The organism is uncultured Thiohalocapsa sp. (assembly GCF_913062725.1).
Lineage (GTDB): Bacteria > Pseudomonadota > Gammaproteobacteria > Chromatiales > Chromatiaceae > Thiohalocapsa.
In genome coordinates, this window is record NZ_CAJXWY010000003.1 from 14,915 (window position 1) to 28,491 (window position 13,577).

Here is a 13,577-nt window from a genome sequence, read left to right on the forward strand (position 1 = left end):
GAAGGGCGATATCGCTCTCGATTTCGGATTTGTTTCCGACCAAGCCCGCGTTTGCCACAGTTGCGGTCTTCGAATGAATGGTCGCCGATACAGCGCGCCCTGCCCCGGTGGGTCGCCATTCGCTGATCACCGACCCGGGCCTGGCACGCACTCGACGACCATCCGCGTCGCCGCCCGCAGGGAGCTCGCCGGCGGCACCGATCGCGCGGCACACAACATGGCCCGTGCGACGGATCGATGTGGATGTGGGGCCATGGCCCAGCGTCATGCCAGGTCAGAATGACGCACTTTTTTCCCGGGGGTGGGCGATTCTTTACCTCACCGGTCGTTTCTGTTCCCGCATCCCGACACCCGTTGAGGCCGCAGGCGGTGTCCGTCGCGCCCACGCGCAGGCGCCTGGCCCGCATCAACAATAGGTTCCGGTGGGTGGCCGGGGCCAGCACCCGATGCCTGCGCGACCGCATCCTCTCCCACGACAGAACTGGCCCACACCTTGCTTCATCGCCGCCAGACGGCGTCTGCGCCGAGCCTCCCCGGGGGCTTGCGGCGCTAGGCCCAGGATGCGATCGCCGCAGCAGGCGATTGCCCGGAACCCATGATCCACCCCAAGACCGCGCCCGTGTCGGGCTGCGGCCCGGCGGCGACCCTATGCAAGACTTCGGCAGTGCTTTCGGCCTGGCTTTCGGACTGGTCCTGTCACTCGACCCCGAGCTGCTCGAGATCGTGCTGCTGTCATTGCGGGTCAGCCTGAGCGCGGTCGTGATCGCCTGCCTGGTCGGGTTTCCGCTCGGGGCCCTGATCGCCATCACCCGCTTTCGGGGCCGCTCCGCCGTGCTGGTGCTGATGAACGCGCTGATGGGGCTGCCGCCGGTGGTCGTTGGACTGGCGATCTACCTGCTGCTGTCGAACGCCGGTCCGCTCGGTTGGCTCAGGCTGCTCTACACGCCAACGGCGATGATCCTCGCCCAGGCGGTCCTGATCACGCCGATCATCGCCGCGCTGTCGCGCGAATTGATCGAGCAGCTGCACGACGAGTATGCCGAACAGTTTCAATCGCTTTGCCTGTCGCCGCTGCAGAGCGTGCGCGCGCTGCTCTGGGACGCGCGCTATGGCCTGTTGACGGTCGCGCTCGCCGGCTTCGGTCGCGCGATCGCGGAGGTGGGCGCGGTCATCATCGTCGGCGGCAACATCGCCAACCTGACCCGGGTGATGACCACCGCCATCGCGCTGGAGACCTCCAAGGGCGAACTGGCCTTGGCGCTGGCGCTGGGCATGGTGCTGATCAGCATCGCCCTCGGCATCAATGCGGCGGTGATGAGCCTGCGGCTGACGGCATCCCGCCATGCCTTCGCCTGAGGCGACCGCGGCGGCCTTCGGCGAGGCCCGCGGGCTCGTCTACCAGGTCGGCGAGCGGCGCTTGATCGATGGTATCGATCTGCGCATCGCGGCGCAGGGGCTGAGCCTGATCATGGGGGCCAATGGCGCCGGCAAGAGCCTGCTGCTGCGGCTGCTGCATGGGCTGCTGCGGCCAACCCAGGGCGAGGTCCGCTGGGGTGGGCGGCTACAGGACATCGCTGTCCGCCGACGCCAGGCGCTGGTGTTCCAACGGCCGGTGCTGCTGCGCCGGTCGGTGATCGCCAACCTGCGCTTCGCGCTCCGGCTCAGGGGCGGTGACAGTGACAGGGACGCCGAGCAGCTGCTGGCGGAAGTCGGCCTCGGCGCCAAGGCGCGACAGCCGGCACGGCTGTTGTCCGGAGGCGAACAGCAGCGACTGAGCCTGGCGCGCGCGCTGGCGCTGCGGCCGCAGGTGTTGTTCCTCGATGAACCGACCGCGAGCCTGGACCCGGCCTCGACCCAGGCGATCGAGGACATCGTGCTGCGCGCCAAGGCACGCGGCACCAAGATCCTGTTCGTCACCCACGACCTCGGCCAGGCCCGGCGACTGGCGGACGAGGTGATCTTCCTGCAATGCGGGCGGATCGCGGAACAGACCAGGGCCGACCAGTTCTTCGCCAACCCGGCATCCGCCGCGGCGGGCGATTATCTGGCGGGACGCCTCGTCCCGCATTGACCAACACACGCGCAACCCGGCTGCGCGACACCACCACGGGAGATACCCTCATGATGCACAACCACCGTCGACGACTGTTCACTCCGGCACGGGCCATCGTGCTGTTCGCTGCCCTGATCGGTGGTGCCCAGGCATTGGCGGAGGAGGCCATCCTGGTCCAGTCCACCACCTCGACCCAGAACTCGGGGCTGTACGATCATATCCTGCCCCAGTTCACGGCGAAGACCGGTATCCAGGTGAACGTCGTCGCCGTCGGTACCGGGCAGGCGATCAAGAATGCGCAGAACGGAGACGGTGACGTGCTGCTCGTGCATGCCAAGTCGGCGGAGGAGAAGTTCGTCGAGGAAGGCTATGGTGTCGCCCGTTTCGATGTCATGTACAACGACTTCGTCATCGTCGGCCCAGACGCCGATCCGGCCGGTCTTAGTAATACCGAGGACGCCGCCGCCGCGCTCGCGGAGCTGGCCGCATCCGGCAGCGTCTTCGCCTCGCGTGGCGACAATTCCGGCACCCACAAGAAAGAACTGGCGCTGTGGCAGGCCAGTGGCGTCGATCCAGCCAACGCCAGTGGCGGCTGGTACCGCGAGACCGGCTCGGGCATGGGCGCCACACTCAACACCGCCGTCGGCATGGGCGCCTATTCGCTGACCGACCGCGCCACCTGGATCAACTTCAAGAACAAGGGCGACTATCGCATCCTGGTCGAGGGTGACCCGCGACTGTTCAATCAATACGGCATCATCCTGGTCGACCCCGCACGTCATCCCAATGTCAAGGTCGATGCGGGTCAGGCCTTCATCGATTGGGTGCTCGGCCCCGAGGGACAGGCCGCGATCGCGTCCTATCAGGTCGATGGCCAGCAATTATTCTATCCGAACTACGAAGGTCCCTGGCCGCCAAAGTGACCGCGACCGACGATGGATCGGTGATCGGTGATCGACGCCGGTCATCACGTCCAATGCCTCATGCCTCGATCACGGCGTCGGCCTCCTGGCGGACCTGCAGGCCGAGGCCCGCAACCAACAACCAACAACCAACAACCAACAACCAACAACCGGGCGATGATCACCGTAAGCAGCACCCGGGGTACCGCCGCGATGCCGATCCCGACGTTCACCGCCCCGGGTGTGATGCTGCCAATGCTGCCCCTCAACCGATTGCGTGCACTCAATCATGATGCTCCGAAGAATCGCAAGGATGGACCAGGGCCGCGGATGCAACCGCCACGCCTGTCACAGGCGCGGCGCTGCAGCCCGGCATCGCCGGCTGCGCTGCTGGCTACTCGCACTCTGTTGCTGGCTGCCGTTCGGTGCCGAAGCCGCGCGTCTGATCGAAGACTCTGCCGGGCGCAAAGTCGCGATACCGGAGCGGATCGAGCGGGTCTACGCCGCCGGCCCGCCGGCCTCGATCCTGGTCTATGTGCTGGCGCCGGACAAGCTCACCGGATGGCCACGGGCACCGCGTAAGGACGAGCGGCCCTACCTGGCACCGGCGACCCGTGACCTGCCGGAGACCGGCCGCCTCACCGGGCGCGGCAATACCACCAATCTGGAGGTGATGCTGCGCACCAGGCCCGACCTGATCATCGACTTCGGCGCCGTCAACGCCACCTACGTGTCGCTGGCCGATCAGGTGCAGGCGCAGACCGGCATTCCGTACCTGCTGATCGATGGCCGCTTCGAGCAGACGCCGGCGGCCCTGCGTCTGGTCGGCGACATCCTTGGGGTCGGCGACCGCGGCGAAGCCCGGGCCAGCGAGGTCGAGGCCCTGTTGACGACCCTCGACGACGTGCTGGCGACCATCCCCGAGCGCGAGCGCCCCCGGGTCTACATGGCGCGCGGCCCGAACGGACTCGAAACCGGCCTGAAGGGCTCGATCAACACCGAGATCATCGAACGTGCCGGCGGTCGCAACGTCGCCGATCCCGGCGACGCCTCGCTGCGCCGCGGCATCGTGCAGGTGTCGGTGGAGCAGGTCATAGTCGCCAACCCGGACACCATCATCACCTGGGACCCGAACTTCTACCGTGGCGTCTGGCGCGATCCCCTGTGGGCCGGTATCGAGGCGGTGCAGCGCCAGCGCGTCTTCCTGAGCCCCCTCGTGCCCTTCGGCTGGATCGACCGGCCGCCGTCGCTGAACCGGATCATCGGCCTGAAATGGCTCGCGAGCCTGTTCTACCCCGACCAGATGCCCATGGATCTGCGCGCCGAGACCCGCGCCTTCTACCGTCGCTTCTACCACGTCGACCTCGACGACAACACACTCGAGCAGTTGCTCCAATGGACCCAGGGTCACCCGCCGAACTGAGCCTGCAGCGCACCCTGGTGCTGCTGGTGATGCTGGTTTCGCTGTTGGCGATCGCCGCCGCACTGATCGGCCCCTACAGCATCAGCCCGACGCAGCTGATCCAGGCATTCGCGCAGCGGCTCACCGGGCGCATCGATCCGGCCCTGGCGGCGACCGACACGGTGCTGTTCTCGGTGCGGTTGCCGCGGGTTGCCGCGGCCCTGCTCGCCGGCGCCGCCCTGGCCGCCGCCGGTGCCGTCTACCAGGGCTTGTTCCGCAACCCGCTGGTCTCGCCGGACATGCTCGGCGTCTCCAGCGGCGCCGGCCTGGGCGCGGTGCTCGGCATCTTCCTGTCGCTGCCGGTCCCGGCGATCCAGGGGCTGTCTTTCGTCGGCGGACTCGCGACCGTGGCGATCGTCTATCTGTTGGCGAGCGCCGTGCGTGGCCATGAACCCACCCTGGTGCTGGTGCTCACCGGCATCGTCCTCGGCGCCCTCGCGGGTGCCTGCCTGTCGTTGTTGAAGATCCTCGCCGATCCCTACGATCAGTTGCCAGCCATCACCTTCTGGCTGCTCGGCAGCCTCGCCAGTGTCCGCGCCGCGGACGTGCTCGCCACAGCGCCGCTGGTGCTGGTCGCGCTGGTCCCGCTGGTGCTGCTGCGCTGGCGGGTCAATCTGATGAGCCTCGGCGACGAGGAGGCCGCCGCCCTCGGCGTCGATCCACGCCGGCTGCGGCTGCTGTTCATTGCTGCGGCGACCCTGATGACGGCGAGCATCGTCGCCATCGCCGGCGTCATCGGCTGGGTCGGTCTGGTCATTCCACATATCGCGCGCCTGCTGGTCGGGCCCAACTTCAATCGGCTGCTGCCAACCGCGATGCTGATCGGCGCCGGGTTCATGCTGGCGGTCGACACCCTGGCACGCACCCTGGCCGAGACCGAGACGCCGCTCGGGGTGCTCACCGCATGCCTCGGCGCGCCGGTGTTCGTCTGGCTGCTCGCCAGCGGCCGCCGCGGCTGGTGAGGCCGCGGTCGGCGGCCGTCGTATCCGACACCATGGAATTGCAGACCCACGCACTGGCGTTCGGTTACCGCCGGCAACGCGTCGGCAGCAACCTGGGCCTGCGCGTCGGCCCGGGCGAGGTGCTCTGCCTGCTCGGTCCCAACGGCTGTGGCAAGACCACGCTGTTCAAGACCCTGCTCGGCCTGCTGCCGCGCCATGGCGGTCGCATCGCCCTCGATGGTGAAGAGCTGCGCCACCTGGCGCGCGCCGAGATCGCCCGCCGCATCGCCTATGTGCCACAGGCACACGCCGCCGTCTTCCCCTACAGCGTGCACGACATGGTGCTCATGGGTCGCACCGCCCATCGCGGCCTGTTCTCGGGGCCGGGCCACAACGATCATGCGCAGGCGCAGGAGGCCCTGGCCCTGCTCGGCATCGGCCACCTGTTCGGACGCGACTACAGCCGCATCAGCGGTGGCCAACGCCAACTGGTGCTGATCGCCCGGGCGCTGGCGCAGCAGGCGCCACTGATCGTCATGGACGAGCCCACGGCGAGTCTCGACTTCGGCAATCAGATGCTGCTGCTCGCGCTGGTGCGGCGGCTCGCGGCACGCGGTCTCGGTGTCATCCTCTCGACGCACAATCCGGACCACGCCTTCGCCTGCGGCACCGACGTGCTCGTGCTGGCCGACGGCCAGACGCAGGCGCAGGGGTGTCCGGATGCGACTCTGACCGGCGCCCTCTTGAGCCGGGTCTACGGGGTTCCGATCGAGGTCCGTCAACTCGCGGATGGGCATCGCCTCTGCGTCCCCGCACAATGACCCGCGCGCCGCCCCGCGCGCGGCTGGACTTCGCGGCAGAAGGAACTGGCCGGGCTCCCTGGTGTGCTCCAGCGACGGGGTGCGGGTCTCCCCGGCACTGACATCCCCTGAGCGCGGGGCTTTGGGCAGCGCGGGCGCTGTGTCCCGAGCGGGAGGCGCTGTTCGAGCACAAGCTCAGCGCCGAGCAGGTGTTTCACGCGATGGTTGATACCACACCCACCTCCGCACGACGGCTGAGCCGACCAACCGCTTGGTGCTGGCCATCGAGGGGGCGCGTCAGGCCGAGGCGAGTGGGGCACGTCGTACCAATGGCCTCTCCCCCGATGCGTGACGCGGCGGAGACCGAGCGCTCGCGCATGGAAGAGCGCTGACGGCTGCTGCGCGATGGGCGCGACGGCTTCGGGTCGCAGCCCGCCAGGGCACGCCCGTAACTGGCGCTCGGCCGGGTGAGCACGACAGGGGCGAGCGACTTGTTACCCGCAGGACACCTGATCGCCGTCCGCACAGGCACCGTACAGCCGGGGCCGGCGGTCATTAGGCCATGGCCGCCGCGGGCTGGTGCTCGCGGCAGGCGATGGCCTCGGCATAGAACGCCGCGTAGTGGCGGGCGCTGGCCTGCCAGCTGAGATCCTGGCGCATGCCGGCGAGCATCAGGGCGCGCCACTGCGTCGGTTGCTCGCGGTGCATGTGCAGTGCTTTCTCCACCGCATACCAGAGGCCGTCGGCGTTGGGATCGTTGAACAGAAAGCCGTTGGCGGTGCCGGCGGCCAGCGCCGCATCACTGGCGTCCAGTACGGTGTCCGCGAGTCCGCCGGTGTTGTGCACGATGGGCACGGTGCCATAGCGCAGGCTATACATCTGATTGAGTCCACAGGGCTCGAAGCGCGAGGGCATCAGGAAGGCATCACACCCCGCCTCGACCAGGTGGGCGCGGATCTCGTCATAGCCCACATGCACGCTGACGTGGTTGGGGTGTGCCGCGGCCGCCTCCTGCAGGGCCTGCTCCAGCGCGCGGTCGCCGGCCCCCTGCATCACCAGCTGCACCCGGCCGGCGGCCACCAGTCGCGGCAGGATGTCGATGATCAGGTCGACCCCTTTCTGCTCCACCAGACGGCCGACGTGGCCGAGCACGAACGCGTGCTCGTCCCGGGGCAGCCCGAACAGCGTCTGCAGCTCCAGCTTGTTCTCGGCCTTCAGGTGCACGTGCTCGGCATCGTAGGCCTGTGGCAGAGCCGGGTCGGCGGCGGGATTCCAAACCCGATAGTCGATGCCGTTGAGGATGCCGCGGAAGCGCCCGCCCAGCTGGCGCAGCAGGCCGTCGAGCCCGCAACCGAAGCGCTGGGTGCGGACCTCGTCTGCGTATCTGGGGCTCACGGTGTTGACCCGATCCGAGAAGACGATGCCGCCCTTGATGAAGGACATGCGCTGGTGGAACTCGAGCCCGCTGACGGACCACAGGGCCGCCGGCAGGTGCAGCCGATCGAAGGTGCTGCGGTCGAAAAGGCCCTGGTAGGCGAGGTTGTGAATCGTGAACACCGTTGCCGGGCGCTCGTCCTTGTCGATCAGCAGGGCCGGTGCCAGCCCGGTCTGCCAGTCGTTGCAGTGCAGCACGTGCGGGCGCCAGTTGAGTGGCGGCAGACCCATGGCGACATGGGCGACGACCCGGCTGAACAGCAGGAAGCGTTCGGCGTTGTCGCCCCAATCACGGCCGCTGACATCGGTGTAGGGGTTGCCCTCGCGGCAAAAGTAAGCCGGCGCGTCCACCAGGTAGACGGGCAGATCCCGGTCCGGCAGCAGGCCGCCGTAGAGTTGGGCCTGGCCGACAATGCCCGGTATGCGCAGCTCCATGAGGGGCTTCAGCTCGCGTACCAGCTTTTTTGCACTAGGATAGGCGGGCAAGATGAGTCGGGCATCGTGGCCGAGCTCGCGCAACGCCATGGGCAGGCTGGCTGCGACATCGCCGAGCCCGCCGGTCTTCACCAGCGGATGGGCCTCGCTGCTTGCGATCAGGATACTGTAACCACTTGGGTCCGGCTCAGGATGCATTGTGTTGTGATCCATGGCTGTCGGCGCAAGTTGTGAGTGTTAGCGGGGTCGAGTCGCGGCTCGCAGTCAGGGGCGTTGTCCGTGCATCGGGCGGCGCCCGATGTCGTCCGCCGGCATGTGGCGCGGCGTACGCCCTGCCCGGGCGCCCACGGCACCATGCGCGGCGGCGGGCTGATCCAGCGCTCGCCTGCAATCGGTGCCACTATGGGGGAATCCCCGGAGGGTTGGCTCGGGCGGCCCCTGAGCTTTCGTTCGGTCAAGCTAGCACAAAGTTCAGGTAATGCACGACGCCTATCGAACTTCAGGAGCCTGCCATGTCCGCATCCTGCACATTGGTCATCTTCGGCGCCACCGGTAATCTCTCGCAAATAAAGCTGTTGCCCGCGCTCTACCAGCTGGAGCGCGGCGGGCATCTGGCCCCGTCGATGCGGGTGATTGGCTTCGGTCGCCGCGACTGGTCGGATGACCAATGGCGCGGCGAGGTCCGCGAGATCCTCGCCGAGCAGCTGCGCCAACGCTTGGAGGGCGAGGTGCTGGAGCGCCTGATGGCGCGGCTGCACTTCGTTGCGGGCGATCTCCAGGACGATGCCGGCTTCGAGCGTTTGGCCCAGCGCCTGTGCGCAGCATCCCGGGATGATGGCGACAGCGAGGGTTTTGCGCCGAATCTGGTGTTCTATCTCGCCATTGCGCCGGCGCACTACGGCGAGGTAGCCGATCGTCTCGCCGCCCGCGGCCTGCACCGCCCGGAGCACGGATCGGCCCGGCTGGTGGTGGAAAAGCCCTTCGGCTATGACCTGGAGAGCGCTGAGATTCTGGACGAGCGGCTGCAACGGCACTTCCGCGAGGCGCAGATTTATCGCATCGATCACTATCTGGGCAAGAGCACGGTGCAGAACGTGCTGGTCTTTCGCTTCGCCAACCTGCTGCTCGAGCCCTTGTGGAATCGCAACTATATCGACCACGTGCAGATCACCCATGCCGAGGACAAGGGGATCGGCCGTCGTGCGGGGTTCTACGACGGCGTCGGCGCCATGCGCGACATGATCCAGAGCCATCTGCTGCAGATGCTGACCCTGGTGGCCATGGAGCCGCCGCCGAGCATGGACGCCGAGGCCCTGCGGGACGAAAAGGTCAAGGTGCTGCGCTCCATCCGGCCCATTCCGCGTCAGGCGGTGCATGCCCAAGCCTTCCGCGCCCAGTACCGGGCCGGCGAGAGCAATGGCGAGCGTGTGCCGGGCTACCTGGAAGAGGCGGGTGTGGACCCGCGCAGCAGCACCGAGACCTACGCCGCGCTCAAGCTCTATATCGACAACTGGCGCTGGCGGGGCGTGCCCTTCTATCTGCGCACCGGCAAGCGCTTGGGGGCGTCGCGCTCGCTCATCGCCATCCGCTTCCGTCATCCGCCGCAGCAGCTCTTCAGCGATACGCCCATCGAGCAGCTGAAGCCCAACTGGCTGCTGTTGAACATCCAGCCCAACGAGTGCATGCGCTTGGAGCTGCTGGTGAAGCAGCCGGGGCTGACCATGCGCACCCAGACCGAACGGCTGGATGCCAGCACCTGCGCCATCGGCCGTGACCAGATCGATGCCTACGAGGCGCTGATCCTGGACGTGCTGTCGGGCGACCATTCACTCTTTCTGCGCGCCGACGAGGTGGAGCATGCGTGGCGGGTGGTCGACCCGGTACTCAAGCTCTGGGCCACCGAGCGGGACTACATCCACACCTATGAGGCCGGTGGCTGGGGACCCACCGAGGCCACCCGTCTGTTCGACAAGGAGGATCAGGATTGGCGCAACGGCCTGGATGAGTAATCCGCGCCGGTGCGCCAGTTGGCCGGGGCGTCTGCCGACGCCCCGGCACCGCCGGTGATCAGTCGTCGAGGGCGGGGTAGTCCGTGTAGCCCTCGGCGCCGCCGCCATAGAATGTGGCCGGATTGGGCTCGTTGTAGGGGCCGTTCTGGCGGATGCGCGCGGGCAGGTCCGGGTTGGCGAGAAAGAGCCGGCCAAAGGCGATGCAATCGCCATCGCCATGCTGAATGGCCCGACGGGCCCGCTCGGGCGTGTAGGCGCCGTTCAGCATCACCACGCCGGTGAACTTGCCGCGGGTGAATGGCAGCATCTGCGCCATCGTGGGCTCGGCGCCCCGCATTACGTCGGTGTCGGCCACATGCAGGTAGGCGATGCCGCGTTCGCTCAAATGCGCCGAGACATGGCCGAAGGTCGCAGCCGGGTCGGCATCATCGATGCCGTTCAGCTTGAACAGCGGCGAGATACGCACGCCCACCCGCCCGGCGGGCACCTCGCCCAGCACCGCGTCCATCACCTCGAACAGCATGCGCGAGCGGTTCTGCACGCTGCCGCCGTAGGCATCCGTGCGCTGGTTGGTATTGCTGGCCAGGAACTCGTGCAGCAGATAGCCGTTGGCGCTGTGCACCTCGACGCCGTCGAAGCCCGCCGCCATGGCGTTGCGGCTGGCGGTGACATAGTCCTCGATGGTAGCGTCGATGTCGGCCTTTGTCATGGCCTTGGGCGGCGAGACGGGCCGCAGGCCACCCTGGCCCGCATCATCCACATAGAACACCTGGCAGGCATCACAGGACACCGCGGACGGCGCCATGGGCGCAATGCCCGGGTGCAGGGCCTCGTGGGACATGCGCCCGCAGTGCCAGAGCTGCAGCACCATCTGCCCGCCGGCGGCATGCACGGCGTCGGTCACCAGTCGCCAGCCGGCCACCTGCTGGTCGGTGAAGATGCCGGGGGTGAGGGCATAGCCCATGGCCACCTGGGAGATGTTGGTGGCCTCGGAGACGATGAGGCCGGCGCCCGCACGCTGGGCGTAGTACTCGGCGTTCAGCGGTCCGGGCACATCCCCGGGCTGCTGCGCCCGCGAGCGGGTGAGGGGCCCGAGCACGATGCGGTTCGCCAGCCGCAGCTCGCCGGCCTGGAGCGGCTTGAAGAGAGGGTCATCGATGGCTTGGGTGGTGCTCATGGGGGAATCTCCGGCAGGTTGGATCGATAAGCCGTCGCTGATGATGGCAGATCCGGCGTTGCCATGCGGGCACAAGCGCTTTGGCGCGCGCACAACGCGGCCTGATCCATGGAGCCGGGCCGCCGTGCGCGCCGGCGGGCACTCCGGCTGCCGGGGGGGTGAGGCAACGGCGCGCATGCGCCGCCGCGGTCCGTGATTGCTGCCAACCGGCGGCGACCGCCCGGTCTCGAGGGGACGGTCCCCGTTGTTTTGGTCTCAACCGTGAGTCGATGCAGGCTGGCGGATGCAGAGCGCGCGCACCGCATCCAGCGCCGCCGGCAGTGCCGCCTGCACCGCGGGGCTGAGGTCGAAATGGCCATAGTCCCAGGCGGCGCCGCCCACTGAGACGAGCCAGGCCTCCGGGGCGCTGCCGTAGAGCCCTTCGCACCAGGCGAGCAGCTCCCGCGGGTCGTGGAAGTGGGCCATGGTGGACAGGGCGGTGGCATCGGGGTGGAGCTGGCGCGTGCGGAGCGCACCAGGCGCGGTGTCGGCGGCGGCATCGATGAAGATCACGCGCGCGGCTTGTGCCAGGTCGGCGACGAGCTCTGCCGTGAGAATGTGGCGGGCCTGGACGTCGGTGTCCGGCGTCCAGCCGCCGCCGGCGACTTGCTCGGCGATGCGGTCCGCAAGCAGTGGCCCCAGGGCGTCATCGCCGCGGATGGGGCTGCCGTAGCCGATGATCAGGGTGTGCATGGTCGCGTGCGCGGCGCGCCGCACCGGCGGCAAGCCCGCCGGGCGTGCAAGCGTGAGTGCGGGTGCGCGCCGTGACGTGGTTACAGACGGGCACGGCCCGACCGGCGCGGGTGCCGGCGCATGCACTGGCTCGGCCTTGCGCCACCGGCGGCGCCTGCCCACGCTATGCTCATGACGTCAATCGCGGGTGATCTGCCGCAGCACCTTCCCATCTGATCTTTGAATATCGATCACCATCGGCATCTGGCCGAAGGCATGGGAGGCGCAGGACAGGCAGGGGTCGTAGCAGCGGATGACGGCCTCGACGCGGTTCAGCATGCCCTCTTTCACATCCGTGCCGTCCACATAGGCGTCGGCGACCTCCTTGATGCTGCGGTTCATGGCGAGGTTGTTGTGGCCGGTGGCGATGATGAGATCGGCCCAGGTGATGAGGCCCGCGTCATCGATCTTGTAGTGGTGCATCAGGGTGCCGCGGGGGGCTTCGGACACGCCCAGGCCCTCGCTCTTGTTACCCCGGGCGCGGGCGCGCACGCGGGGGTCGAGAATGGCCGGATCCTTCAGCAGCCGCTGCATGCTCTCGATGGCGAAGATGATCTCCACCAGCCGCGCATAGTGGTAATGGAAGCTGGAGGCGATGGGGCCGGCGTCTTCCTGCAGCGTGCGAAATTCCGCCAGCGCCACATCGGCGAAGGGCGTGCCGCAGGTGTCGGCGTTGTTGAGCCTGGCCAGCGGTCCGACGCGGTAGATGCCCCCGGGATAGCCGAGTGGCTTGTAGTAGGGAAACTTCATGTAACTGAAGTCTTCCACCGCCTCGCCGATGATCCGCGGGTAGTCCTGCGGCGGCACCTTGTCCTCGACGATGCGCCCATCCGCGTCTTTGAGGCGCAGGAAACCGTCGTAGTGCTCGAGAGCCCCTTCCGGCGACACCAGGCTCAGGAACATGGTCTGCATGGTGCCGAAGTGACGCGCTTCGTCCCGGAACTTGGGCACCAGGGTCTTGAAGAAGGCGTAGGTGTCCTTGGCGATGGTGAGCGCCTCCGGCAGCATGGCGAGCATGGCGTCGCGCTTGTCCACCGTGAGCGCCTCGTTGACGCCGCCGGGCACGACCCAGGTGGGATGGATCTTTTTCCCGCCCAGGATCTCGATGATGGTCTGGCCCACCTGTCGCAGGCGGATGCCGTTCTTCGCGAGTTGCGGATCGGCGCGCATGACACCGAAGATGTTACGGTCCTTGGGGTCGGAGTCCCAGCCGAGCAGCAGGTCCGGAGAGCTGAGGTGGAAAAAGCTCAGCGCATGGCTTTGCAGCAGCTGTGCCAGGTTCATGATGCGCCTGAGCTTCTCCGCCGTTGGCGGGATGGTCACCGCGAGCAGGTCGTCGCAGGCCTTGTTGGAGGCGAGCAGGTGGCTCACCGGGCAGATGCCACAGGTGCGGGCGGTGAGGGCCGGCATTTCGCGGTAGGGGCGGCCCTCGCAGAACTTCTCGAAGCCACGGAATTGGGTCAGGTGGAACTTGGCGTCTTCCACCTCGCCGGTGTCGGCCAGTTGCAGCGTGATGCGGGCATGGCCCTCGATGCGGGTGACCGGTTCGATGCTGATGGTGCGGCTCATGGTGCTGGGCCCGATGATTGCTCA

At 67.8% G+C, this 13,577-nt stretch carries 11 protein-coding genes; 7 read left to right on the forward strand and 4 right to left on the reverse strand.

What is annotated here, in order from left to right:
- Positions 1-648: 648 nt before the first annotated feature.
- The 6 genes from QZ588_RS01160 (at position 649) to QZ588_RS01185 (ending at position 6,179) form a co-directional block, all read left to right on the forward strand.
- A complete protein-coding gene (locus QZ588_RS01160) occupies positions 649-1,356 on the forward strand; it encodes an ABC transporter permease (RefSeq protein ID WP_295538794.1) in 708 nt (235 codons plus the stop codon).
- On the forward strand, positions 1,343-2,071 hold the full coding sequence (locus QZ588_RS01165) for an ATP-binding cassette domain-containing protein (protein ID WP_295538796.1): 729 nt from the start codon (positions 1,343-1,345) through the stop codon (positions 2,069-2,071). The genes QZ588_RS01160 and QZ588_RS01165 overlap by 14 nt, the downstream gene beginning before the upstream one ends.
- A gap of 50 nt (positions 2,072-2,121) precedes the next feature.
- Entirely contained in the window at positions 2,122-2,976 is an 855-nt protein-coding gene (locus QZ588_RS01170; protein WP_295538798.1) for an extracellular solute-binding protein, read from the forward strand.
- 292 nt (positions 2,977-3,268) lie between these two features.
- Positions 3,269-4,378: an iron ABC transporter substrate-binding protein gene (locus QZ588_RS01175; protein WP_295538801.1), complete on the forward strand. Its 1,110-nt coding sequence runs from the start codon at positions 3,269-3,271 to the stop codon at positions 4,376-4,378.
- Positions 4,351-5,379 (forward strand): iron ABC transporter permease, encoded by a 1,029-nt coding sequence (locus QZ588_RS01180; protein WP_295538803.1) that lies wholly within the window; start codon positions 4,351-4,353, stop codon positions 5,377-5,379. Before QZ588_RS01175 ends, QZ588_RS01180 begins: the two co-directional genes overlap by 28 nt.
- Before the next feature lie 32 nt (positions 5,380-5,411).
- Complete coding sequence (locus tag QZ588_RS01185) at positions 5,412-6,179, forward strand: ABC transporter ATP-binding protein (RefSeq protein WP_295538805.1); 768 nt, start codon at positions 5,412-5,414, stop codon at positions 6,177-6,179.
- Between the two features lie 534 nt (positions 6,180-6,713).
- On the opposite strand, the gene glgA is transcribed toward QZ588_RS01185, so the two are convergent.
- Positions 6,714-8,240 carry a glycogen synthase GlgA gene (gene glgA / locus QZ588_RS01190; RefSeq protein WP_295538807.1) on the reverse strand — a complete coding sequence of 509 codons (1,527 nt, stop codon included), beginning with the start codon at positions 8,238-8,240 and terminating at the stop codon, positions 6,714-6,716.
- Positions 8,241-8,539: 299 nt separating this feature from the next.
- Here glgA and zwf point away from each other — a divergent pair, with 299 nt between their 5' ends.
- Complete coding sequence (zwf, locus tag QZ588_RS01195; RefSeq protein ID WP_295538809.1) at positions 8,540-10,036, forward strand: glucose-6-phosphate dehydrogenase; 1,497 nt, start codon at positions 8,540-8,542, stop codon at positions 10,034-10,036.
- 58 nt (positions 10,037-10,094) lie between these two features.
- On the opposite strand, the gene QZ588_RS01200 is transcribed toward zwf, so the two are convergent.
- From QZ588_RS01200 to QZ588_RS01210, 3 genes are all read right to left on the reverse strand, one after another.
- Complete coding sequence (locus QZ588_RS01200; RefSeq protein ID WP_295538811.1) at positions 10,095-11,213, reverse strand: alkene reductase; 1,119 nt, start codon at positions 11,211-11,213, stop codon at positions 10,095-10,097.
- 255 nt (positions 11,214-11,468) lie between these two features.
- Entirely contained in the window at positions 11,469-11,945 is a 477-nt protein-coding gene (locus tag QZ588_RS01205) for a hydrogenase maturation protease (RefSeq protein WP_295538812.1), read from the reverse strand.
- 177 nt (positions 11,946-12,122) lie between these two features.
- Positions 12,123-13,553: a Ni/Fe hydrogenase subunit alpha gene (locus QZ588_RS01210; RefSeq protein ID WP_295538813.1), complete on the reverse strand. Its 1,431-nt coding sequence runs from the start codon at positions 13,551-13,553 to the stop codon at positions 12,123-12,125.
- Positions 13,554-13,577: the final 24 nt, after the last annotated feature.